Consider the following 20,979-nt stretch of genomic DNA (forward strand, 5'->3'; position numbering starts at 1 on the left):
CTCAGGCCCTCCGGCAAAGGTCCCCGAACGCGCAGCGCCGGCAGTGCCACCCGGGCACCGGCCGGGCCTCGGCCGCGTCCCAGGCCTTGAGCAAGGCCTTGGCCCGCTCCAGGCGATGCTCCACCAGGGTGCGGATCGCGCGGCTGCGCATGTCCATCGTGTAGGCCAGCACCGGCCGCCCCCCCAGCCCCCAGACCCAGACCTCGGCCCGGTAGCGCTCGGCGAGGGCCGCCGCGGCGAGGATCGCGTTCACCCCCCGCCTGGCCCTTTCCCGGGCCTTCTCCTGGCCCTTCGGGATCTCGCCGTCGAAGAGGTAGACCCGGACCGCCCCCTTCGTTGGCATCAGCCCTTCGACCACCAAAGGGACCGCGAGCTCGGGGTGGGGGACGCGTCGCCAAAACTGCATGCTTGCCCACTCTTCCTTGGTCATCGCGAAGGCCGCCAACGCTTCGTCGGGCGGCGGCGTCCCCTCACGCTGGGCCCGGACCAGCGACCGCCAGGCCTCCTCCCAGCCCGGCTCGGCCCAGGGTGGATCCAGCCCCTCGAACAACCGCTGGTGCGCGACCCAGGCCTTGAAGCCGCAGCGCCCCGCGCGGTCCCAGCGCTCGACCTCGGCGAGGTGCCGCGGCGCGGGAAGGGCGGGGAAGCGCTCCCCTCGCGGCCGACGCGGGGAAAAACGCAGCGGCGAGGCCGGCCGCGGACGGGGCATGGGCACGGGGGAAAGGTCCCGCACGAGGCCCGTCTCGGGCCTCAAGGGCTGCCCGCCCTCGGTGTCCGGATAGCTGATCACCACCTCGTCGGCGATCGCCAGGACCCCTTCCCAAAAGCGCCGGTCGCGTCCGCGCAGCCGGCGGGGCAGGACCCCGTCTTCCCGAAAAAGCACAGGCCAGGCGCGCCGCACCTCCTCGGGAAAGAAGTAGTCCTCCCGCTCCCCCACGCGCCAGTGGCCGGCGACCGCGTAGACCAGGTAGGCCTTCTTGTAGCGGCGGCCGAGCGCGGCGTCGGGGGTGAGGAGGGCCACCCCGGCGCGCTCCCGGCGCCGCGACCGCACGCTCTCCAAAAACCCCTTCCACCAGGCGGGAAAGGCCCGGCCCCCACTTGCGGTGAGGGCCTCCTGTGCGCGCTCCAAAAAGAGCGACTTGAAAGGGCTCTCCTTGAGCTCGGGGTCCTCCTCGATCAGGGCCTCCGCCCAGGCCAGGGGGTCCGCGTCCGGGGTCAGGCGCGCGCGCAAGGAAGCCAGCGCGGCCGTCTCGCCGCGTTGCTCGGCGAGCCGGGCGAGGGCCTCCCAGCCCGCCACCCCGAGGGTGAGCGCTTCCCCGGCCAGGGCCTCGAAGCCGGGAAAGAGGAAAAGCCCCTCCCCCGTGGGGTGCTCGGCGAAGGCCAGCTTGGCCACCAAGCGGCCACCGTCCTCGGTCTCGGCCAGGCTGCGGTAGGCCTCGTTGGTTAGGGGTATCTGGTATTCCCGGGCGAGGAGCTCGAGCTCAGCGAGCTTCCCCTCGGGAGCGACGATCGCCACCTCCGAAGGGTCGCGTCCCCCGGCGAGGAGGTCCGCCTTGACCTCGCCGAGGACGTAGCGCAGCTCGTGCACCGGGTTCTCGGCGCGCAAGAGCCGACGCCGGTTGGGCCTCGGGGTGAGCGGCACAAGGCCCACCCCGGGGTCCTCGGGAAGGACCAGGTGCACTTCCTTCGTTCCATCCAGCGCCCGCAAAAACCGGAGCTCCCGCGGGGCCAGCTCGAAGAAGCCGGCCACGAAGAACGCATCGCCCTCGACGGGCAGCGCGCCGGCCTCGGCCCGGCGCACCGCGAGCCAGGCGACGTCGTCGGGGTCCAGACCGTCCCCCTTTTCCGCCTCGTAGGCGGCGTAGACCTCGGCCAGGCGGCGGACCTCGCGGTCGTCGCCGGGGAGGGCTTCCGGGGAGAGCGCAAACCGCTTGAGCTCGGCGATCGCCCGCGCGTAAAGCCGGGCCATTCCCGGAGCGAGGAGCCAGTCGCGCTGGTACAAGAGCTCGGCGACCCGCGCTACCCGCTCCCCGGTCCCGATCAGCCCGCTCGGGGGGTCCTTGGCCGCGAGGGCCTCGAGGTAGAGGGCCTGAAAGTGCAGCGCGTCGACGCCGAGCCGCGCCCCATCGGCGGCCAGGCGCACCAGGGCGTCGTCGCGCAGCGAGGGCAGGGTGATCCAGCGCACCCGCTGGCCCGAGCGCGCCGCCGCCCGGGCCCGTTCGAAGAGCCGCGATGCCCCTTCGGCGATGACCGGATCTTGATAGCCCCGCACCCTTCGCATGGTACGCCTTGACATCCGGCGGGCGCGGTCATAGAATACCCCCTGGAGGTGTAATGATTATGGAAACCATCGAGACCCAAGCTCAACCCAGCCTGCCCAAGATCGGCGATCCCGCGCCTCAGTTCGAGGCCAAGACCACCAAGGGCATCGTCAAGCTCTCGGACTTCAAGGGCAAGTGGGTGGTGCTCTTCTCCCACCCCGCGGACTTCACCCCGGTCTGCTCCACCGAGTTCATGGCCTTCGCCCGGGCGCAAAAGGAGTTCGAAGCGCGCAACGTGCAGCTCATCGGCCTCTCGATCGACTCGATCTACAGCCACCTGGCCTGGGTGAAGGACCTCGAGGAGATGAGCGGGGTGACGATCGACTTCCCGGTCATCGCCGACTTGGACATGAAGGTCGCCACCAAGTACGGGATGATCCACCCCGCCCAGTCCGAGACCGCGGCGGTGCGGGCGGTCTTCATCATCGACCCCGACCAGATCGTGCGCGGCGTCCTCTACTACCCGCTCTCCACCGGCCGCAACATCGACGAGATCCTGCGCTTTATCGACGCCCTGCAGTTCACCGACAAGACCGGCCTCGCCACCCCGGCGAACTGGCGGCCCGGTGAGCCGGCGATCGTCCCACCCCCGGCGACGATCGAGGAGGTCAAGAAGGACGAGGCCAAGAAGGACGAGTACGCCGAGTTCAAGCGCTGGTACCTGCGCTTCAAGACCGCCTGATCGAAGGCTAGGACGAGGACGCGGGCGCGGCGTGCGCCCGCGTCCTTGTTTCCAGCCCGAGGGGCAAGCGGGCGATCTCCACGAGCTGGCCGCCGTCCTCGTCCTTGACCAGGGCGACCTCCTTGAGCAAGAACGACTTGCGGGGCGGCGGGGGGAGCCTTCGGGCCAGGTCGTAGGCGGCCTCCGGGTCGAGCCCAAGCGCCAGGGTGAGGTGGGGGATGTAAGCCGGCCCCTCGATCTCAGCCTCCGGCGGGGCCAAGGGCTCGAGCGCCTTGTAGAGACGCTCGAAGGCGCTTCCCCCGTAGGCGCGGAGGTAGACCGCGCCCTTGTTCTCGAACACCCGCCAGTCCCCAAGGCGCACCCGAAACGGCTGATGGCCGCGGAGGATCCCCTCGACGCCGCGGCGCAAGGCCTCCTCGCTCCAGCGCCACTTGAAGGGCTGGCGCAGGTTCAGGTGGGGCGGCCCGTAGCCTTTGACCCCGTAGGTTTCCTGCAGCGCCTCCATGAAGGCGCTGAGGTCTTCGGGAGGCCAGGCCAGAACGCCGTACACTTGGGCAAGTATAGCACCCGCCCTAGTCGAGCCAGCTCTCGGGATCCCAGGGGTAGACGATCCAGGCGTCGGTCTCCAGCGCGTAGTAATCGGGGCGGTCGTCAGGGTAGGCGGAGTGCTTGGGCTTGTAGTGCAGCACCGCGAGGGTAGGGACGCCCCCGGCCTCCTCCACCCGCCGCCGCACCGCCACCGCGGTGCGCCCGGAGTCCCAGACGTCGTCGACCACCAGCACCCGCTTGTCGAGGATCAGGGCGTCGACCGGGAACTGCAGGAAGTGGGGCTCTTCCCGGGTGCGCTCGGTGTCGTCGTAGAGCATCACCGCCGCGCTCATCACGTTGCGGATGTGCAGCGCCTCGCTGAGAAGGGCCCCGGGGATCATCCCCCCGCGGGTGATGGCCAACAGGGCGTCGAAGGTCTGGCCCTCGAGCTGCTTCACCAGGGTGCGGGTGTGCTCGAGGATGTCGTCCCAGGTGAAGCGCACCTTATTCACGGGTCTCCTCCAGGGGCTTGTCGAGCTCGAACGCCTGGTGCACGCTCTTGAGCGCCGCCTCGGCGTGCTCGGCGTCGATGACCACGCTGATGCGCACCTCGCTGGTGGCGATCATGTGAATGTTCGCCCCCACCCGGGAGACCGCCTCGAACATCCGGGCGGGGATCCCCGGGGTGCTGGCGAGGGCCACGCCGACGATCGAGACCTTGGCGATCTCGGGGTTCAAGACCGCCTCGCCGCCGAGCGCCTCGAGCACCGGCGCGAGCGCGCCGAGCGCGTCCTCGGCGTAGTCCTTGGGCACGGTGAAGGCCATCTGGGTGCGGCTCTCCTCGTGCCCTGGCACGCCCTGGATGATCATGTCCACCGCGATCCCCGCCTGACCCAGGGCCTCGAAGACCTTGGCCGCGACCCCGGGGCGATCGGGGATGCCGATCAAGCCAATCTCCGCCTGCTCCAAATCCAACGCCACACCGGTCACCGGTCTTGCCAGCTGCATCGTCGTCTCCTCCGCCACGATCGTTCCGGGGTTGTAGGAAAAGCTCGAGCGCACGTGCAAGCGCACCCCGTAGCGCTTGGCGTACCAGACCGCGCGGGGGTGGAGGACCTTGGCCCCCAGCGCGGCCATCTCGAGCATCTGGTCGTAGCCGATGAAGGGGAGCTTTTGCGCCTCGGGGATCAGGTGCGGGTCGGTGGTGTAGACCCCTTCAGTGTCGGTGAAGATCTCCGCCTCCTTGGCCCCGAGGGCCGCCGCCAGGGCCACCGCGGTGGTGTCCGAGCCGCCGCGGCCGAGCGTCGTCACCTCCCCCTCCGGGGTGGTACCCATGAAGCCCCCGACCACCGCCACCCTCCCCTCGCGGAGCGCCCGCTGGATGCGTTCGGGCCGCACCTCGAGGATCCGCGCGTTGGTGTAGCGGCCGTCGGTAATGATGCCGATCTGGTGCTGCACGAAGGCCCGCGCGGGCACCCCCAGGGCCTCGAGCTGGAGCGCCAAGAGCGCTGCCGACTTCTGCTCCCCGATGGTGGTCAGGAGGTCGAGCTCGCGGGGACTGGGGCGACGGTTCACCCGCCGAGCCAGATTGATGAGCTCGTCGGTGGTCTTCCCCATCGCGCTCACCACCACCACCAGGTCGTGGCCCGCCTCCCGGTAGTGGGCCACCCGAAGGGCGACCTTCTTGATCTTGTCCAGGTCGCCGACGCTGGTCCCCCCGAACTTTTGCACGATCAGCGCCATATTGCCCAAAATCCTACCCTAGAAAAACCGGGGTTCGGTATAGTGGAGCGCGGTGAACCTCGACGCGCCCCGGATCCTGGTGCTGAACGCGGGCTACGAGCCCCTGGGCCTGACCTCGATCAAGCGCGGCGTCATCCTGGTGCAGTCCGGCCGGGCGGAGGTGGTGGTGGCCTCGAACGAGGTCCTACGGACCCCCAACCGGCCCTATCCGGTGCCGAGCATCGTCCGCCTCAAACGCATGATCCGCCGCCCACCCGGGCGGCTCGCCCTTTCCCGGCGAAACGTCTTCCGGCGCGACCGCTACACCTGCCAGTACTGCGGGCAACGCGGGGGCGAGCTGACCCTGGACCACGTGCTGCCCAAAAGCCGCGGGGGCAAGAGCAGCTGGGAGAACCTGGTCACCGCCTGCAAGGCCTGCAACCTGAAAAAGGGCAGCCGCACCCCGGAAGAAGCGGGGATGCGGCTGATCGCCCGCCCCCGGGCGCCGCGCTACTACGAGGCGCTGGTCCTCGAGGCCAAGGAGCTTCCCGAGGCCTGGCGGGACTTCATCGCCGTATGACCAGGTACACCGCGAGGAGCACCAGCCCCGCCCCCAGGTAGCCGAGCGTCGAGAACCGCTCCCCCCACCACCAGTAGGCGAAGACCGCGGCCAGGACCGGCTCCAGCGTCGCGACCACGCTGGCCCGGGTGGCCTCGAGGCGCAAGAGCCCCAGCGTGTAGAAGGTGTAGGCCAGGTAGGTCGAGACCAGACCGATGACGACAAGCGGTGCCCACGCCGCCGGCGGGGGAAGGCCCCGGACGGCCGGCGCGAGGACGAGCGCCCCCGCGGGCAGCGCCAGGGCGTAGATCGCCTCCGGCGGGTAGCGCTCGAAGTAGAGCTTGCCAAAGAGGTAGTAAAGCGCGTAGCCAAACCCGGAGAGCAGGCCAAAGGCGATTCCCCGCAGGTCCCCGGAAAGGGGCCCGCCCCCCGCCGCCAGAAGGGCCACGCCGATCACGGTGACGACGACCGCGAGGACCTTGGCCCGGGTCATCGGCTCCTTCAAAAAGAGGGCCCCGAACAGCGCCACCCAGGCCGGGGCGGTGTAGAGCAAGACCGAGGCCAGCGCCGCCCCCCCGTAGCCCACCGCGAGCTGGTAGCTGAGGTAGAACCCGGCCACCCCCACCACGCCAAACCCCGCGGCGAGGCCCACCCCGGCTCGGTCCAGCGCCAGGCGTCGCCGCATGACCGCGTGCAGGAAGAAGAACAGCCCCCCGAGCGCGGCGCGGTAGAACGCCACCTCAGCCGGGCGCACCCCGGCGGCGAAGGCGTACTTGGCGACCGGCCCGATCAACGCCCAGGACGCGGCCGCGAGCAGGATGTAGAGGTAGCCCACGCCGGGCATTCTGACACGGGGCCCGGGGCCATCGCGGTCAGCGCCTCCGCGCGGTGCTCGATCGCGTCGCGAAACCTCATGGTGAGCGACCTCACAACATTCCCTGGTGGCAACCCCCCATTTGGGGGAAGCCCCGCGGGACGACCTCCGGCTAAACTCGAACCGACCCGATGAGGGTCAGCACTAACCGGGGCTCCGCGTAACCGATGTTTGATCGGAGCCCAGAAGGAGGAGTAGCTATGAGGAAGAACAGGACCAAAGGCTTTACGCTGATCGAGCTCTTGATCGTCATCGCGATCATCGCCATCTTGGCCGCGGTGTTGATTCCGAACCTGCTCAGCGCGCGGAAGCGGGCAAACACGACGGCGGCGCAAGCTTACGTGCGCAATGTCGCCACTGAAGTCGAAGCGCAGCGTGATCCAACTGGCTCGCTTCCCACTTCAATTACAGCAGCTGGTGTCAATTGCACGACCTTTGTGGAAAACCAACCAGTTGCCGTCAAATCGTGCACAGTCAAAAGCAAAGGCGACGGATCCAACTACACCGTTGAAGCAACGCTGCAAGGCGCCTCCGAAACCAGCATCACTTGGGATAGCTCCACCGGCAAATTTAGCTACGGTAGCAGCACCGGTGGCTCTGGCAGCACCGGTGGCTCTGGCAGCACCGGTGGCTCTGGCGGCTCTAGCAGCAATCCCTAGTTAATAACACCTCTGACACAAATGCAGAAGATGAGGCCGTGCACGGCCTCATCTTTCATTAGCTGTCGCTTTTAGTAAGCTCAGCCTTATGAATCTTGGCCGCCTCTTGGCCCGCCCCCTCCTCCGCGAACTCAACGACGGCTGCCGTGACCGGGTGGTCGCCGGGGGGTTGGAGCAGTTGGTGGCCCGGCTGGCTAGGGACCGGCCCGAAATCCTGCGCCTGCTTTCGGGCTACGCGAGGGCAGAGCGCGCGGAGCGCTGCAGGCGGCTCGTCGAGGCGCTCCGGCTGCTCGGCGTCGAGGCCGAGGCGCCAGCGCTCGAGGACGCCCCTTCCGAGGAAGCCGGCCTCTCCCTGGAGATGCCCCTCGCCGAAACCCCCCTCGGCAAGGCCGCGGCACGGCGGCTTGGGGAGCTGGGCTTGAGGACGCTGCGCGACCTCGTCTACCACCTCCCCCATCGCCACGAGGACCGGCGGGCCCTGCCCGCGTTCCGCCTCTTGCAACCCGGGGCCAAGGTCACGGTGCGCGGGAAGGTGGTGGAAAAGACCCTGGTGCGCACGCCCAAAAAGGGGATGAAGCTGGTCCAGGCCCGGCTTTTGGACCCCTATGGCTACGGCCTGACCGCGGTCTGGTTCAACCAGCCCTGGGTGATGCGCCAGCTCAGGACCGGCGAGGTCATCCTGGCCACCGGCCGGGTGCAGCTCCGCGGCCGGCAAAAGAGCCTGTTGGTCGAGGAGTTCGAGCCCGAGGAGGGCGAGTCCCTCTCCTCCGGCCGCATCGTCCCCGTCTACCCGGCGAAGGAGGGCATCAGCCAGGCCTGGCTCAGGCGAAAGGTCTGGCAGGGGCTCAGCCTGGCCCGGCCGATTCCCGACCCCCTGCCCGAGGCCTACCGCGCGGAGCAGGCGCTCATGCCCCTGGACGAAGCGCTTGCCTCCTTTCACTTCCCCGAGGACGAGGCCAACCTCGAGGCCGCCCGGGCCCGGCTCAAGTTCGACGAGTACTTCTTCCTCGAGCTCCGGGTGATGCTGCGCTCGGGCCAGAGCGCCCTCAAGGGCCAGACCTTCCGCGTGGAGCGGGCCTGGGTCGAGGCTTTCCTGGAGCAGCTCCCCTTCGACCTCACCGAGGCGCAAAAGCGGGTCGCGAGGGAGATCTTTTCAGACATGCGGTCCGAGCGGCAGATGCGGCGGCTGCTCCTGGGCGACGTCGGCTCGGGGAAGACGGTGGTCGCCGCGCTGGCCCTCTTCGTCGCGGCCAAGAACGAGGCCCAGGGGGCGCTGATGGCCCCCACCGAGGTGCTGGCCAAGCAGCACTTTCAGAACCTGACCCGCTACCTGAGCCCGCTGGGGGTGCGGCTTGAGCTCCTGGTGGGGTCGATGAGCGAGCGGGAGAAGGCCGCGGCCAAGGCCCGGGTTCGCGCCGGCGAGGTGGACGTGGTGGTCGGCACCCACGCGCTGATCCAGGAGGACGTGGCCTTCAAGCGCCTGGGCCTGGTGGTGATCGACGAGGAGCACCGCTTCGGCGTCGCGCAGCGACGGGCGCTGATCCAGGGCCGGCCGGACGTGCTGGTGATGAGCGCCACCCCGATCCCCCGCTCGCTGGCGCTGACGCTCTATGGGGACCTCGAGGTCAGCCGCCTCGACGCGCTCCCCCCGGGACGCACCCCGGTGCGCACCCGGGTCCTCAGCCAGAAGAACCGGCTTCAGGCCTACGCGTTCGCCAAGAAGCAGCTTCAGGAGGGGCGCCAGGTCTTCGTTGTGGCCCCGATGATCGAGGCCTCGGAGGCCGAGCGGCTGGCCGAGGTCAAGGCCGCGACCGCCCTCAAGACCGAGGTCGAGCGGCTGCTTCCCGAGGCCCGGGTCGCGCTCCTGCACGGACGCATGGGGGCCAAGGAGAAGGACGCGGTGATGGCCGCCTTTCGCGCCCACGCCTTCGACGTCCTGGTCTCGACGACGGTGATCGAGGTGGGGGTGGACGTGCCCAACGCCACCCTGATCATCGTGGAGAACGCCGAGCGCTTCGGCCTGGCCCAGCTGCACCAGCTGCGGGGCCGGGTGGGGCGCGGGGCGCACCCGGGCTACGCGATCTTCATCGCTGGCGAGGCCTCCAGGGCAACGCTGCGCCGGCTCAAGGTGCTCGAGGCCTCGAGCGACGGGTTCTACGTCGCGGAGATGGACTTGAAGCTCAGGGGGCCCGGCGAGCTCCGGGGCACCCGCCAGTCCGGCCTGCCCGAGCTCAAGCTCGGCGAGCTGGCCAAGGACACCGAGCTCATCGAAGCCGCAAGGACCCTCGCCAAACGCGTCCTGGACGCGGACCCCACCCTGGAACGGCCGGAGCACCGGGGGCTGAAGGCGGAGGTCCGCGCCCGGGTGCGCGCGCTCGGGCTCGAGGACGTCATCTGAGATGCCCCTTAGCTACCTCCCCCACCCCCGGGTCCCGGTCTACGCCAGCCGCGGCGCGGCCCTCAAGGCCCGCGACCTCCAGGCCTACCTGGCGCGGATCGCCGAGGGGCTGGCCGCGCTGGGGCTCGATCCGCCCCGCGTTCAGGTCTTCGTCCTCGACGAAGGCGACTGGCACGCGCGCCTGAGGCTCCCCTACGGGTTTCCCGCGGCCCGGCGGGGCGAGGTCTACCTCCCCGCCAGGCTTCCCGAGCGGCTCTACTTCCGCATCCTCGAGGGGTTCCGCCAGGCCGGGGTCCGCCCGCCGATCGCCCTCGAGGAGGGGTTCGACCTCATCGCCGGCCACGAGTACGGCCACGCCCTGGCCTTGAAGCTCGGGCGTCGCCGAGCGCGCTGGCTGGAGAACGAACGCCTCGCCCACTGCCTTTGGCTCGCTGGCCTTTGGGGCGATCCCCGGCTGGACCGGGTGCGCCGCTGGGCCGAGGCGCTGGCCCGGCTCGGCCCGCCGCGACGCCGGCCAAACACCCTCTACGAGGAGCTCGCCGCCCAGGGGCAGCTGATCCTGGACTGCCTGAAGGCCCTCGAAGCGCGGGGGCCCAAGGCGGTCCTCGAGGAGGCCCTAAGCTAGGGGCATGGGGGAGGTCTACGCGACCCGCGTCCTGCCCGGCGGGGTGCTCGATCGCCTGACCGAGGCCGGGCACCAGGTCGAGGCCTGGACGGGGCGGTGCGCCCCGCCCCGGGAAGTGTTGCTGCAAAAGGTGCGCGGCAAGGACGCGCTGATCACCCTGGTCGACGACCGGGTGGACGCCGAGCTGATGGACGCCGCCGGGCGCAACCTCAAGGTCATCGCCCAGTACGCGGTGGGGGTGGACAACATCGACCTCGCCGCGGCCCGGGCCCGGGGGATCGTGGTCACCCACACCCCGGGGGTCCTCGCCGACGCCACCGCGGATCTGGCGATGGCGCTCTTGCTCGCCGCCGCGCGTCGCCTCGGCGAGGGGATGGACGAGGTCAGAGAGGGGCGCTGGCGCTGCTGGAACCCCGGCCACCTGCTGGGCAAGGAGCTCTCCGGGGCTACCCTCTTCGTCGTGGGCTTCGGCCAGATCGGCCAGCGCCTGGCCCGGCGGGCGAAGGGGTTTGGTCTCGAGCTCCTCTACACCAGCCGCCGGCCCAAGCCCGAGGCCGAGGCGCTGGACGCGCGCCGCGTCGAGCTCGACGCGGGGCTCGCGCGCGCCGACTTCGTCAGCCTGCACCTCCCCCTCACCGCCGAGACCCACCGCCTCCTCGACGCCCGGCGGCTGGCCCGGATGAAGCCGGGGAGCGTCCTGGTCAACACCGCGCGGGGGGCGATCGTGGACACCCCGGCCCTGGTCCAGGCGCTCAAGGACGGCCCCCTCTTCGCCGCCGGACTCGACGTCACCGATCCCGAACCCCTGCCCCCGGACCACCCCCTGCTCGAGCGCGACAACGTCGTCCTTACCCCGCACATCGGCTCCGCGGGGGAAAGGACCCGGGTGCGCATGGGCGAAATCGCGGTGGAGAACGTCCTTCGCGTCCTCTCCGGCCGGCCCCCGCTGACCCCGGTGCCTCATACTTTATCATGAGAAACTTTCATTCTCATGTGGTACCATTAGGGCATGGATGCCCCGCTGGTACTCATCGTGGAAGACGAAAAGGACATCGCGCGCTTCATCGAACTCGAGCTCCAGGCCGAGGGCTACCGCACCCTCACGGCCTACGACGGGGTAACCGGGCTCTCGCTCTTTCGGGAGAAGAAGCCGGATCTGGTCATCCTGGACCTGATGCTGCCCGCCAAGGACGGCCTGGAGGTGGCCCGGGCGATCCGCAAGACCTCCAACGTGCCGATCATCATCCTCACCGCCAAGGACCGGGTCGAGGACAAGGTCGAGGGGCTGGACGCCGGGGCCGACGACTACCTGGTCAAGCCCTTCTCGATCGAGGAGCTCCTGGCCCGGGTGCGGGCCCACCTGCGGCGGGTGACCCCGGCGATCACCGGCGAGATCCGGGTCGCGGACCTGATCCTGAACCTCGAGGGCCGCGAGGTCTTCCGCGGGGGGCGGCGGATCGATCTCTCCAACAAGGAGTTCGAGCTCCTCGAGCTCCTGGCCTCCAACCCCGGCCGGGTCTTCTCCCGCTTCGAGATCGAGGAGAAGGTCTGGCCCGGCTACCAGGGCGGCTCCAACGTCGTCGACGTCTACATCGGCTACCTGCGGAAAAAGCTCGAGGCCGGGGGCGAACGCCGGCTCATCCACACCGTGCGCGGGGTGGGGTACGTTCTGAGGGAAGACTAGTGCGAGGTGCGCAGGACGTGGTACGTGGTAAAACCACGCACGACGCACCGCGTACCACGTAGCGCTCATGACCCTTCGCACCCGGATCACCCTCCTCACCCTGGGCCTGCTGACCGCGAGCCTTCTGGTCATCGGCGTCGCGGTCTATTCGCTGTTGGCCCGCTACCTCTACGAGGGGCTGCGCACGGAGCTCGACGAGACCCTGGGGCAGGTGGTGCGGCTGGTCAACCGCGGGGGCAAGACCCTCTTGGACCTGGCCCTGCCCCCGGACGTCTACGCCGAGGTGGACCTGGTCACCGAAACCCGGCTCTCGGTCCAGGCCCTCAAGGAGGCCGTGCCCCTGGTCGCGAGCCCGGCCCTCGGAGGCCTCCGCCTCACCCTGAGCGACGCCGACTACGCGCGGCTTTTACGCGAGAAGCTGATCTGGGCCGAGGTGCAGCTCGAGCGCCCGGGCCAGCCCCCGCTCCGGCTCTTGGTGCGGGCGGCGCTGCTCGAGGCCCGGGCCAGCCTGCCCATCCAGCGCATCCCGGTTCTGGTTTTGGTGGGGAAGTCCACCGCGCCCATCGAGACCACCCTGACCCAGCTGGTACGCATCTACGTTCTGGTGGCCCTTCTGGTCTTGATCGCCGCGGGCCTCCTCGCCCACCTCCTGATGCAGCGCACCCTGGCTCCCCTGGAGGCGATCGCGCGCCAGGCTGAGGAGATCTCGGCGCGCGCGTTCCACCCCCTGCCGGAACCGGAGGGGGCGGACGAGGTCGCGGCGCTCGCCCGGGCCCTGAACCGCATGCTGGACCGCCTGGAGACGGCCTTCAAGAGCCAGCGCCGCTTCCTCGCCGACGCCTCCCACGAGCTGCGCACGCCGATCACCGCGATCCTCGGGCACGTGGGGTTTTTGAGGCGGCGCACCCAGCCGAGCCCGCAGCAGCTCGAGAGCCTGGAGGTCATCGCGCGCGAGGGGGAGCGCATGAAGAAGCTGATCAACGACCTCTTGGAGCTCGCCGAGAGCGAGGCCGCCTGGCGCTTTTCCCCGGGGCCCGTCGAGCTGCGCTCCCTGCTCGAGGAGGTCGCGGTCGAGTTCGGCCCCACCTTCGCCGGCGAGATCGAGATCGACGCTCCGGAAGCGGTCTGGGTCGTTTCCGACCGCGACCGGTTGCACCAGGTGCTCGCCAACCTGGTCTCCAACGCGATCAAGGCCGGGGCCAAAACGATCCGCCTGCGCGTGCGCGAGCCCGGCGAGCGGGTGATCCTCCAGGTCGTCGACGACGGCCCGGGCATCCCCAAGGAGCACCTCCCCCACCTCTTCGAGCGCTTTTACCGCGTGGACAAGGCCCGGGACCGCGCCCGCGGCGGCTCCGGGCTGGGGCTCGCTATCGTCAAGGCGATCGTCGAGGCCTCCGGGGGCGAGGTCTGGGTGGAGAGCGAGCCGGGCAAGGGCACGACCTTCAACGTCGCCCTGAAACGGGCCGAGCCCCCAGAACACGCCCCCTAAACCGGATGCCGGCCCCCAAAGAGCGGCGCCGCGAAGAAGGCGACCATCATCGCCGCGTAGGCCAGGGTCAACACCAAGAGCCGCACCCCCGGGCGCAGCGTGGGGGGCAAGAGGAGGCGCAGGGTAAAGAGCGCCCAGGCCACGAGGGTGGTGATCTCCTTGACGTCCCAGGCCAGGGGCTGGCCCCAGACGCGAAAGGCCCAGGCCATGCCGGAAAAGAGGCCCAGGGTAAAGAAGACGTAGCCGGCCTTGAAGTAGGGGGCCTCGAGCCTCGCCAGGGTCAGAAGGGGCGGCGCCTGGATCGCCCGCCAGGGGACGCGCTTTAAGCGCAGGTGCTGCAGGTGAGCGAGCCAGGCAGCGAGGAAGGCCAGCGTCAGGAGCACGTAGGCGATTAAGAAGACCGCTGCGTGGAACCAGACCACCGGCCCGACCACCTCGGGGCTTGCGCGGTCATAGTAGTGGAGGGAGAAGAGGACCACGAAGAGCGCCGCGGCGTCCATCGCCCGCACCCACTCCCAAAGCCGCGGACGGCGGCCGTAGTAGCGGCCGAAGCCGTTCAGGAAGGCCGCCACCAGCACCCCCACCTGAAAGGGGCTGGAAAATGGCGCCCGGGTCTCGTAGACGTGGGCGAGAAAGGCCAGAAGGAAGAAGAGCGAGGCCCAGCCGGCGCGGCGCAGCCCCCCGGCGATCGCCAACGCCAGGAGGATCACCCCGATGAAGGCGAAGAGAAGGCTCATGGCTCGGGGAGGAGCCCGAGCACCCGATCGCCGATCGCCTCGTCCTTGGCCAGCTGGATCAGGGCGTGCTTGGCCTTGGCCACCACCCGCCAAAGCCGCCGCTCGATCGCCCGGGCATCGTCCTCCGGGCGGTCGCGCAGGGCAGCGGCGAGCTCCGCGCGGAAGAGGGCCTCGATCCGGGTCTCTACGCGCTGGATCCGCTCCCGCGCCAGGTGTCCCGCGTACCACTCCAGGTAGTCCGCCACCCCGTCGGCGATCAGGGCCTCGACCCGGGGGCGCTCGGCCAACCGGGCGGCAAGGTTCTTCGCCACCACCTCCTCGAGCGCGTCGAGGTCGTAGAGGTAGGCCAGGTCCAGCCGCCCCACCTCCGGGGCGACGTTGCGCGGCAAGGCGATGTCGATGATGAAGAGCGGCCGGGCGCGGCCGCGGAGCGCGGCGCGCACGTCCTCGAGGCCCAAGAGCGGCCGCTCGGCGGCGGCCGAAGCCACGACCAGATCGGCCTCCCGCAACGCCCGGGGCAGGTCGGAAAGGGGCCGGGCCTCGCCGCCGAAGCGGTCCGCCAGCGCCTGGGCCCTGCTCAGGGTGCGGTTGAGCACCAGCACCCGGCGCACCCCCAGGGCGCGGAAGTGGGTGAGGACGAGCTCGGCCATCTCCCCCGCCCCGATCACCACCGCGCTGCGGCCCTCGAGCTCGCCGAAGACCGCCCGCGCCAGGTCCACCGCGGCGTAGGCGACGCTCACCGCCCCGGCCCCGATCCCGGTCTCCGCCCGAGCTCGCTTGCCGACCCAGACCGCCCGCTGAAAGGCCTGCTCGAGCAGCGGCCCGGTCGTCCCCGCCTTGCGCGCAGCGAAGAGCGCCTGGCGCACCTGGCCCAGGATCTGGGCCTCGCCCACGACCAGGCTCTCGAGCCCCGAGGCCACCGAGAAGAGGTGCGAGAGCGCGGCCTCTCCCCGCTTTTGGATGAGGTGCTCGGGGAACCGCCCCAGGTGGTCCTGGTAGATCGTCAGCGGGTCGCGCCGGGGCGCGACCAGGTAGAGCTCGGAGCGGTTGCAGGTGGAGACCAGCGCCACCTCCTCGGCCTCGCGCTTTAAGTCCATAAGGAGCGCGGCCAGTCGCACGCCGCTGACCGCGACGCACTCCCGCACCCCCACGGGGGCGGTCTTGTGCGATAGCCCGACGAGGTGGATCGGCGGCGCCCGCATCCTTTCAAGTTTACCCAACGTCGGGGGGACAAAGCTCGGTGAGGGCCCGCACCCAGCCCTTCAGCCCGGGGTGCTCGGGATGGCGCACCGGGTCGAAGCCCAAAGACCGGGCCGCGGCCGCGGTCCGCGCCCCGATCGCGGCCGCGGGCTTTGGCGGCAGCCCGGCCGCAACCCAGGCCCTGGCCGCCGAGGGCGAGCCGAGCATCACCGCGAAGACCGTCTCGGCGGCCCGTCTGGCCTCGAGGCTCGGCGTTTGGGCGCCGAGGGTGTAGAGGTTCACCCGAAACACGCGCGCCCCCCGCGCGGCCAGGGCGCGTTCGAACTCGGACCCGGCCAGCGCCGAGGTGGGCCAGAGGACGCGCGCTCCCGGGGTGAGCGGGAGGGTCTCGGCGAGCGCCTTCCCCTCGGCCCGGGGAGGGAGGAACGCCGCCTCAACGCCGGCCTCGGCCAGGACCCGGGCGGTGCCCTCGCCGAGGGCGGCGACCGGGAAGGGCAGGGTCCGGGCCACCCGCAAGGCCTGCCGCGCCGCCTCCGGGCTGGTGAGGACCAACCAGTCCCAAGGCCCGGCGAGGGCCCTGGAAAACGCCGCTTCGCCCTCGGGAAGCGGGCGGTAGGCGACCACCGGGATGGCCACCGGGGTCAGGCCGAGCCGCCTGAGCAGGGCCGCGAGCCGTCGGTCCTTTTCCTCGGGGCGGGTCAGGGCGACGCGCACGGCCTTAGACTAACGAAGCCTTGGCACGCGTTGCCTCGCTCTACGTCCACGTCCCCTTTTGCCCGACGATCTGCCCCTACTGCGACTTCCACGTGGTGCGCCGCACCAAGGGAGCGGTCGAGGCCTACCTCGACCGGCTCGCCTTGGAGGCCGAGGCCCTCGGCGCGGACCTCGCCCCCTTGGAGACCCTCTACTTCGGCGGCGGCACCCCGAGCTACCTGCGCGATCGAGAGCTCGTGCGCCTCCTTAACCTAGGGCTTCCCCTGGCCCCGAGCGCGGAGGTGACGCTCGAGGCCAACCCCGGCACCCTCAACCGGGCCCGCCTCGCCCTGCTCCGCGACCTAGGGGTGAACCGGCTCTCGATCGGGGTGCAGAGCTTTCAGGACCCGGTGCTTTCGACGCTGGGCCGGGCCCACCGCAAGAAGGGCGCCTACCGCGCGGTGGAGCTTGCGCTCGAGGCCGGGTTTCGGGTTTCGATCGACCTGATTCTAGGCCTGCCCGGCCAGGACCCGGCCCACGACCTCAAGGAGGCGGTCCGGCTCGGGGTCGGGCACGTCTCCGCCTACACCCTCTTGGTGGAGAAGGGCACCCCCTTCGCGCTCATGGGCCTGGAGGAGGACCCCGACCGCGAGGCCGAGGCCTTCGCGCTGGCCCGAGAGATTTTGACCGGGGCCGGGTTCACCCGCTATGAGGTCGCGAACTTCGCCCGCCCCGGCGAGGCCGCCCGGCACAACCTGGTCTACTGGCGGATGGGGTTTTGGGCCGCCCTCGGTCCCGCCGCGAGCGCCCACCTTCCCGCCCGGAAAGGCGGCGCCTACGCGATCCGGCGCACCGCGCCCCCCCTCGTTCGCTGGCTCGCCGGGGAGGCCGCGCGGGAGGAGACCATCCCGCCCCTCGAGCACGTCAGGGAAGCGCTGATGATGGGGATGCGCCTTCGCGAGGGGGTGGACCTGGCGGCGCTCGACGCCCGCACCGGGCTGGACCTCGAGGGCCGGCTCCTCGCCGCCGCCCGCCCCCTTGAGGCGGCCGGCCTGGTCGAGGTCTTGGGGTCGCGCCTCAGGCCCACCGAGCGCGGCCTGGACCTCGCTCACCGGGTGGTCTCGTCGCTCTGGGACGCGCTCTCCTGAACGACGCGCAAGGGCTCGGCGAACCACAGGGTGCGCTGGGGGAAGGGGATCTCGATCCCCGCCTCGTCGAGCGCGGCCTTCGCGGCCTCGGTCAGCTCGGCGACGATCTTGGGCAGGCGCTGGATCTGGGGCTCGGGAATCCAGGCGATGAGCTCGAACGCCAGGCTCGAGTCGCCGAGGCCGACGAGCCAGACCTCGGGCGCGGGGTGCGCGAGCACCGCCGGATGCCCGCGGACCACCCGCTCCAGGACCGGCCGCACCTCCTCGGCGCGGTGGCGGTAGGCGACGCCCACCGGCACGTGGATGCGCAGCGGCCCTCCGGCGGAGAGGTTTTGGATCTCCTCCCCGGCCACCTTGGCGTTGGGGATCGCGATCTGCTCGTTGTCCAGGGTGCGGATGCGGGTGGTGCGCAGGGTGATGCTCTCGATCCGGCCCAGCTTGCCCCCGATCCGCACCCAGTCCCCGATGCGAAACGGCCGGTCGAGCAGGAGCACCACCCCGGCGATGAAGTTGGAAAACGTGTCCTGGGCTGCCAAGCTGACCGCCAGGCCGGCGATCCCCAGGGCCCCGATCAGAGGGGCGATCTCCCGCCCCGCAACCATGTAGGCGGTCCAGGCGAGGAGCAGCGCGAGGGAAAGGTAGCGGGTCAGCACGACCAGGTTGGGGTCCAGCCCGCGGCGCTCGAGGTAGGCCTCGATGCCGTACTCGACGGCGACCCAGACCAGGTAGGCGAAGACCAGTTTGGCCCCCACCGAGAGCGCCGCCTCCGGCCGCCCCAGGCCAAAAACGCTCATCGCCCCGGCAGCGAGCAGGGTCCAGTAGACGAGGTTCCAGAACCAGGCGACGTGCCGCCGCACCCGCGGGCCGAAGCGGTTGAAGACCAGGTCGGAGAGCCGGGCCAGCCCCAGGCGGAAGCCGTAGAGCACGGCGGCAAAGAGCGCGAACGCCAGGACCTTGCCGCCCAGCGCGGCCCAGGCCTTGGGATCGGCGTAGCCCGCGGGGAGGAGGTCCTCGAGCGCCCTTTGGAACGGTTCGACGAGGTTCATGCTCCCTGAAGCGCCTCCAACTCGGCCTCGAGCACGGACCGGTCCTCGGCCTCCAGCCGCGCGTAGGCCCGGTCCAGGACGAAGGGCCGTACCCGGGGATGACGACGGGCACGGTCCGGGTCGAGGTTCATCAAGAGCGCCCGACCCCCGAAGGGCACCGGCGCCGGAAGGGGCCAGCCCAGGGCCGCGCGCAAATGGGCCTCGAAGAGCTCGGGAAAGAGCCAGGCCCGAGCATCGGGATAAGGGAGGACGTCGATCAGGTAGGGGCTCGCCCCGTCCAGCCCGAGCTCGAACCCCAGCACCCCCTCGTGGCCGAGGGCCAAGAAGACCCGGGTGAGGGCGTCGTCGAGCCAGGCGATCAGCCCGGGGTCCACCTCGGCGGGCGCCATCCAGGCCGCCCCCGCCGCCTCGGCGAGCGGCCAGCGGGTCAGCCGCCCCTTGGCGTAGGTGGCAAAGCCCAGCAGGGTGCGCTCGAAGGAGCGCGCCCGCTCGTAGACGTAGGTTCCCTCGGGCAGCGGCTCCGGGCCCTCGAGCCAACGGCGCCCCGCGCCCCGCTGCGGGTAGAGCCAGGCCGGCCAGCCGTGCACCAGCCCCAGGGCCTCGAGCTCTCCCGCGTTCCGCACCCGGCCGAAGGGGGGCGTGGGGATCCCCAGGGCCCGCAAGAGCCGCTTGCGCACCAGCCGGTCCGCAGCGGCCTGGACCGCCCGGTGGCCGGGATAGGCCCGGGGGTCCCCGGCGAAGGCCTCGGGGGCGGCCCGCAAAAGCCGCTCGGCGTCGGGCAGGTCCCCGTCCGGGGGGAGGTAGGCCACCTCCAGCCCCAAGGGCAGCGCCGCCCAGCCCCAAAGCCGGGCCACCGGGGCGGTGAGCTCGATCGCGACCCGCATACCGGCACTATATCCGGCGCCAGACGGCGAAGGTCCGGTGGGCCATGCCCCGCGCGCCCTGCCCGAAGGCCACGAGCTCGAAGCCCGCGACCGGTTGAGCCAGCTCGAAGGGCTCCCAGTAGTGGGGGCTGTTGGGGCGCCCCCGGCGGAAGGCCTCGTAGCGGTCGAAGCCCTCGATCAAAAGCAGGCCCCCGGGCACGAGGTGGGGCGGCAGCCGGTAGAGCAGGGGTCGGTGGACGAAGTAGCTGATCACCGCCCCGGCGAACGCCCCGGGGGGAAGGGGTTCGCTGGGGTCCTCGAGGTCCGCCGGCAGGGCGTAGAGCTCGAGCCCGCGGGCGGCCCGGCGCACCCGCTCGAGCGCGGCCCGGCTCTTTTCCAAGAGCACCACCGGGTGCCCCCGTTGCACCAGGAAGAACGCGTTCCGACCCGCCCCCCCGGCCAGGTCGAGGACCGGCCCGGGGGGCAGCCACGCGGCGTAGTGGCGCACCACGAACGCGGGCTCGCTAGGTCCGGCGTCCGCCTGGTAGTGGCGCTCCCAGTCCCGCGGCACTACCTGACGATGGCCAGCCGCACCGGTACGGTCAACACCTTGTCACCGCGCCGGATCTTGAGCCGCACCACCTCACCCGGCTTCTTGGCAAAGAGCACCGCCCGCAAGTCCTCGATCGAGCAGACCTTGACCCCGTCGGCGCCGACGATCACGTCGCCCCCCACGCCGAGCTCGACCACGTCCCCGGCGGGGGTGTAGAGGTAGATGAACTTCTCCGCCCCCTTCAACCCGGCTTTGGCCGCGGGACTTCCCTTCTCCACCTTCTGAATCACCAGGCCGCAGTCGGGGATCCGGTAGCGCTTGCGGATCTTCTCCGGATACGCCTGGGCCGGCAGCACCGAGACCCCAAGGCGGGGACGCCGCTTGATGATCTCTTCAGCGGTAATCGTCTTGCCCGATTTCATCTCCGCCAGGTACGTCTTGGCCAGGTTGATCGGAATGGCGAAGCCGATCCCCGCGAACTGCGGCGCGCCCACCTGCCCGCTGGGGGTGAGGATCGCGGCGTTGATGCCGATCACCTCACCCCGGGAGTCGATCAGCGGCCCCCCGGAGTTGCCAGGGTTGATCGCGGCGTCGGTCTGGATCAGGTAGGGGATCAACCCGGACTCGACCCCGGGGTTCCTGCGGATCGCGGAGACGATCCCCTCGGTGACGCTGAACTCGAGGCCAAAAGGATTGCCGATGGCGATCGCCTTTTGGCCCACCAGGACCTTGTCCGAATCGCCGAGGGGCAGGGGCACGAGCTTCTCCTTGGGCGCGTCGACCTTCAAAAGGGCGATGTCCATCGGTGGCACCGCGCCTACCAGCTTCGCCGGGTAGGCCTTGGGATCCCCCTTGAAGCGGATCTCGATCTCGTCCGCGCCCTTGACCACGTGGTAGTTGGTGAGGACGTGGCCGGCCTCGTCGATCACGAAACCGGAGCCGGTCCCCTCCCGGGGCGGTTCGATGAAGGGCTGGAAGAACGGCGCGAAGTCCTCGAACCCGGGGGGCAGGTTGGGCCGCACCACCCGGGGGTGGGTGCGCACGCTCACGTAGACCACTCCGGGGCCGCGGGTCTGGACGATCTCCACCGTGTTCTTCTCGTTTTCCAACAGCCCTTCTTGTTCGTGATACGCGGCGAAGACGAACGTGCCTACCCAAAACAGCAAGAGCAGTACCAACGCGCGTTTCATGTGCCCAG

21 protein-coding genes are annotated in these 20,979 nt (G+C 70.5%); 9 read left to right on the forward strand and 12 right to left on the reverse strand.

Translation table 11 applies throughout. The features are described 5' to 3' along the window. Position 1: 1 nt before the first annotated feature. A complete protein-coding gene (locus ACZ48Y_RS04910; RefSeq protein ID WP_464742742.1) occupies positions 2 to 2,272 on the reverse strand; it encodes a PD-(D/E)XK nuclease family protein in 2,271 nt (756 codons plus the stop codon). A 62-nt stretch (positions 2,273 to 2,334) separates the two neighbouring features. On the opposite strand from ACZ48Y_RS04910, the gene ACZ48Y_RS04915 reads away from it, so the two are divergent. Further along, positions 2,335 to 3,003 carry a peroxiredoxin gene (locus ACZ48Y_RS04915; RefSeq protein ID WP_464742744.1) on the forward strand — a complete coding sequence of 223 codons (669 nt, stop codon included), beginning with the start codon at positions 2,335 to 2,337 and terminating at the stop codon, positions 3,001 to 3,003. A gap of 7 nt (positions 3,004 to 3,010) precedes the next feature. On the opposite strand, the gene ACZ48Y_RS04920 is transcribed toward ACZ48Y_RS04915, so the two are convergent. Genes ACZ48Y_RS04920 through ACZ48Y_RS04930 form a run of 3 tightly spaced genes read right to left on the reverse strand, consistent with a single transcriptional unit; the run spans position 3,011 to position 5,274 of the window. Then, positions 3,011 to 3,553: a 2'-5' RNA ligase family protein gene (locus ACZ48Y_RS04920; protein WP_464742746.1), complete on the reverse strand. Its 543-nt coding sequence runs from the start codon at positions 3,551 to 3,553 to the stop codon at positions 3,011 to 3,013. A gap of 22 nt (positions 3,554 to 3,575) precedes the next feature. Next, complete coding sequence (locus tag ACZ48Y_RS04925; RefSeq protein ID WP_464742748.1) at positions 3,576 to 4,043, reverse strand: phosphoribosyltransferase; 468 nt, start codon at positions 4,041 to 4,043, stop codon at positions 3,576 to 3,578. Further along, a complete protein-coding gene (locus tag ACZ48Y_RS04930) occupies positions 4,036 to 5,274 on the reverse strand; it encodes an aspartate kinase (RefSeq protein WP_464742750.1) in 1,239 nt (412 codons plus the stop codon). The genes ACZ48Y_RS04925 and ACZ48Y_RS04930 overlap by 8 nt, the downstream gene beginning before the upstream one ends. 52 nt (positions 5,275 to 5,326) lie before the next feature. On the opposite strand from ACZ48Y_RS04930, the gene ACZ48Y_RS04935 reads away from it, so the two are divergent. Next, positions 5,327 to 5,833 (forward strand): HNH endonuclease, encoded by a 507-nt coding sequence (locus ACZ48Y_RS04935; protein ID WP_464739326.1) that lies wholly within the window; start codon positions 5,327 to 5,329, stop codon positions 5,831 to 5,833. On the opposite strand, the gene ACZ48Y_RS04940 is transcribed toward ACZ48Y_RS04935, so the two are convergent. Next, positions 5,820 to 6,647 carry a DMT family transporter gene (locus tag ACZ48Y_RS04940; protein ID WP_464739328.1) on the reverse strand — a complete coding sequence of 276 codons (828 nt, stop codon included), beginning with the start codon at positions 6,645 to 6,647 and terminating at the stop codon, positions 5,820 to 5,822. The two genes, ACZ48Y_RS04935 and ACZ48Y_RS04940, sit on opposite strands and share 14 nt — an antisense overlap. 239 nt (positions 6,648 to 6,886) lie before the next feature. Here ACZ48Y_RS04940 and ACZ48Y_RS04945 point away from each other — a divergent pair, with 239 nt between their 5' ends. The 6 genes from ACZ48Y_RS04945 to ACZ48Y_RS04970 all read left to right on the forward strand — a co-directional run bounded on the left by ACZ48Y_RS04945 (position 6,887) and on the right by ACZ48Y_RS04970 (position 13,541). Beyond that, the gene (locus tag ACZ48Y_RS04945; RefSeq protein ID WP_464739329.1) at positions 6,887 to 7,345 is read left to right on the forward strand and encodes a prepilin-type N-terminal cleavage/methylation domain-containing protein; all 459 of its coding nucleotides are present in this window, start codon (positions 6,887 to 6,889) and stop codon (positions 7,343 to 7,345) included. An 88-nt stretch (positions 7,346 to 7,433) separates the two neighbouring features. Then, on the forward strand, positions 7,434 to 9,743 hold the full coding sequence (gene recG, locus ACZ48Y_RS04950) for an ATP-dependent DNA helicase RecG (RefSeq protein WP_464739331.1): 2,310 nt from the start codon (positions 7,434 to 7,436) through the stop codon (positions 9,741 to 9,743). A 1-nt stretch (position 9,744) separates the two neighbouring features. Continuing rightward, positions 9,745 to 10,368 (forward strand): hypothetical protein, encoded by a 624-nt coding sequence (locus tag ACZ48Y_RS04955; RefSeq protein ID WP_464739332.1) that lies wholly within the window; start codon positions 9,745 to 9,747, stop codon positions 10,366 to 10,368. Between the two features lie 4 nt (positions 10,369 to 10,372). Then, on the forward strand, positions 10,373 to 11,344 hold the full coding sequence (locus ACZ48Y_RS04960) for a 2-hydroxyacid dehydrogenase (protein WP_464739333.1): 972 nt from the start codon (positions 10,373 to 10,375) through the stop codon (positions 11,342 to 11,344). 33 nt (positions 11,345 to 11,377) lie between these two features. After that, positions 11,378 to 12,052, forward strand: a complete 675-nt coding sequence (locus tag ACZ48Y_RS04965; RefSeq protein ID WP_464739335.1) for a response regulator transcription factor — start codon at positions 11,378 to 11,380, stop codon at positions 12,050 to 12,052. 67 nt (positions 12,053 to 12,119) lie between these two features. Continuing rightward, positions 12,120 to 13,541: a sensor histidine kinase gene (locus ACZ48Y_RS04970; protein ID WP_464739337.1), complete on the forward strand. Its 1,422-nt coding sequence runs from the start codon at positions 12,120 to 12,122 to the stop codon at positions 13,539 to 13,541. On the opposite strand, the gene ccsA is transcribed toward ACZ48Y_RS04970, so the two are convergent. Genes ccsA through ACZ48Y_RS04985 form a run of 3 tightly spaced genes read right to left on the reverse strand, consistent with a single transcriptional unit; the run spans position 13,538 to position 16,192 of the window. Further along, the gene (gene ccsA / locus ACZ48Y_RS04975) at positions 13,538 to 14,278 is read right to left on the reverse strand and encodes a cytochrome c biogenesis protein CcsA (RefSeq protein ID WP_464739339.1); all 741 of its coding nucleotides are present in this window, start codon (positions 14,276 to 14,278) and stop codon (positions 13,538 to 13,540) included. The two genes, ACZ48Y_RS04970 and ccsA, sit on opposite strands and share 4 nt — an antisense overlap. Beyond that, positions 14,275 to 15,480, reverse strand: coding sequence for a glutamyl-tRNA reductase (gene hemA, locus ACZ48Y_RS04980; protein WP_464739341.1), 1,206 nt, complete (start codon positions 15,478 to 15,480; stop codon positions 14,275 to 14,277). The genes ccsA and hemA overlap by 4 nt, the downstream gene beginning before the upstream one ends. 10 nt (positions 15,481 to 15,490) lie before the next feature. Next, entirely contained in the window at positions 15,491 to 16,192 is a 702-nt protein-coding gene (locus ACZ48Y_RS04985) for a uroporphyrinogen-III synthase (protein WP_464739343.1), read from the reverse strand. A gap of 20 nt (positions 16,193 to 16,212) precedes the next feature. On the opposite strand from ACZ48Y_RS04985, the gene hemW reads away from it, so the two are divergent. Beyond that, entirely contained in the window at positions 16,213 to 17,319 is a 1,107-nt protein-coding gene (hemW, locus tag ACZ48Y_RS04990) for a radical SAM family heme chaperone HemW (protein ID WP_464739344.1), read from the forward strand. Here the strand turns inward: hemW and ACZ48Y_RS04995 are convergent. The 4 genes from ACZ48Y_RS04995 to ACZ48Y_RS05010 are packed head-to-tail and all read right to left on the reverse strand — an operon-like array spanning position 17,280 to position 20,971. After that, on the reverse strand, positions 17,280 to 18,365 hold the full coding sequence (locus tag ACZ48Y_RS04995) for a mechanosensitive ion channel family protein (RefSeq protein ID WP_464739346.1): 1,086 nt from the start codon (positions 18,363 to 18,365) through the stop codon (positions 17,280 to 17,282). The two genes, hemW and ACZ48Y_RS04995, sit on opposite strands and share 40 nt — an antisense overlap. Then, positions 18,362 to 19,249: a hypothetical protein gene (locus ACZ48Y_RS05000; protein ID WP_464739348.1), complete on the reverse strand. Its 888-nt coding sequence runs from the start codon at positions 19,247 to 19,249 to the stop codon at positions 18,362 to 18,364. Before ACZ48Y_RS05000 ends, ACZ48Y_RS04995 begins: the two co-directional genes overlap by 4 nt. A gap of 7 nt (positions 19,250 to 19,256) precedes the next feature. Next, entirely contained in the window at positions 19,257 to 19,799 is a 543-nt protein-coding gene (locus ACZ48Y_RS05005; protein ID WP_464739350.1) for a class I SAM-dependent methyltransferase, read from the reverse strand. After that, positions 19,799 to 20,971, reverse strand: coding sequence for a S1C family serine protease (locus tag ACZ48Y_RS05010; protein ID WP_464739352.1), 1,173 nt, complete (start codon positions 20,969 to 20,971; stop codon positions 19,799 to 19,801). The genes ACZ48Y_RS05005 and ACZ48Y_RS05010 overlap by 1 nt, the downstream gene beginning before the upstream one ends. Positions 20,972 to 20,979 lie beyond the last annotated feature (8 nt).

Source organism: Rhabdothermus arcticus (assembly GCF_055382915.1).

Coding starts and splice junctions, on each gene's coding strand:
- ACZ48Y_RS04915 (WP_464742744.1), top strand. CDS start 2,335: ATGATTATGGAAACCATCGAGACCCAAGCTCAACCCAGCCTGCCCAAG.
- ACZ48Y_RS04930 (WP_464742750.1), bottom strand. CDS start 5,274: ATGGCGCTGATCGTGCAAAAGTTCGGGGGGACCAGCGTCGGCGACCTG.
- ACZ48Y_RS04945 (WP_464739329.1), top strand. CDS start 6,887: ATGAGGAAGAACAGGACCAAAGGCTTTACGCTGATCGAGCTCTTGATC.
- recG (WP_464739331.1), top strand. CDS start 7,434: ATGAATCTTGGCCGCCTCTTGGCCCGCCCCCTCCTCCGCGAACTCAAC.
- ACZ48Y_RS04955 (WP_464739332.1), top strand. CDS start 9,745: ATGCCCCTTAGCTACCTCCCCCACCCCCGGGTCCCGGTCTACGCCAGC.
- ACZ48Y_RS04960 (WP_464739333.1), top strand. CDS start 10,373: ATGGGGGAGGTCTACGCGACCCGCGTCCTGCCCGGCGGGGTGCTCGAT.
- ACZ48Y_RS04965 (WP_464739335.1), top strand. CDS start 11,378: ATGGATGCCCCGCTGGTACTCATCGTGGAAGACGAAAAGGACATCGCG.
- ACZ48Y_RS04970 (WP_464739337.1), top strand. CDS start 12,120: ATGACCCTTCGCACCCGGATCACCCTCCTCACCCTGGGCCTGCTGACC.
- ccsA (WP_464739339.1), bottom strand. CDS start 14,278: ATGAGCCTTCTCTTCGCCTTCATCGGGGTGATCCTCCTGGCGTTGGCG.
- hemA (WP_464739341.1), bottom strand. CDS start 15,480: ATGCGGGCGCCGCCGATCCACCTCGTCGGGCTATCGCACAAGACCGCC.
- ACZ48Y_RS04995 (WP_464739346.1), bottom strand. CDS start 18,365: ATGAACCTCGTCGAACCGTTCCAAAGGGCGCTCGAGGACCTCCTCCCC.
- ACZ48Y_RS05000 (WP_464739348.1), bottom strand. CDS start 19,249: ATGCGGGTCGCGATCGAGCTCACCGCCCCGGTGGCCCGGCTTTGGGGC.
- ACZ48Y_RS05010 (WP_464739352.1), bottom strand. CDS start 20,971: ATGAAACGCGCGTTGGTACTGCTCTTGCTGTTTTGGGTAGGCACGTTC.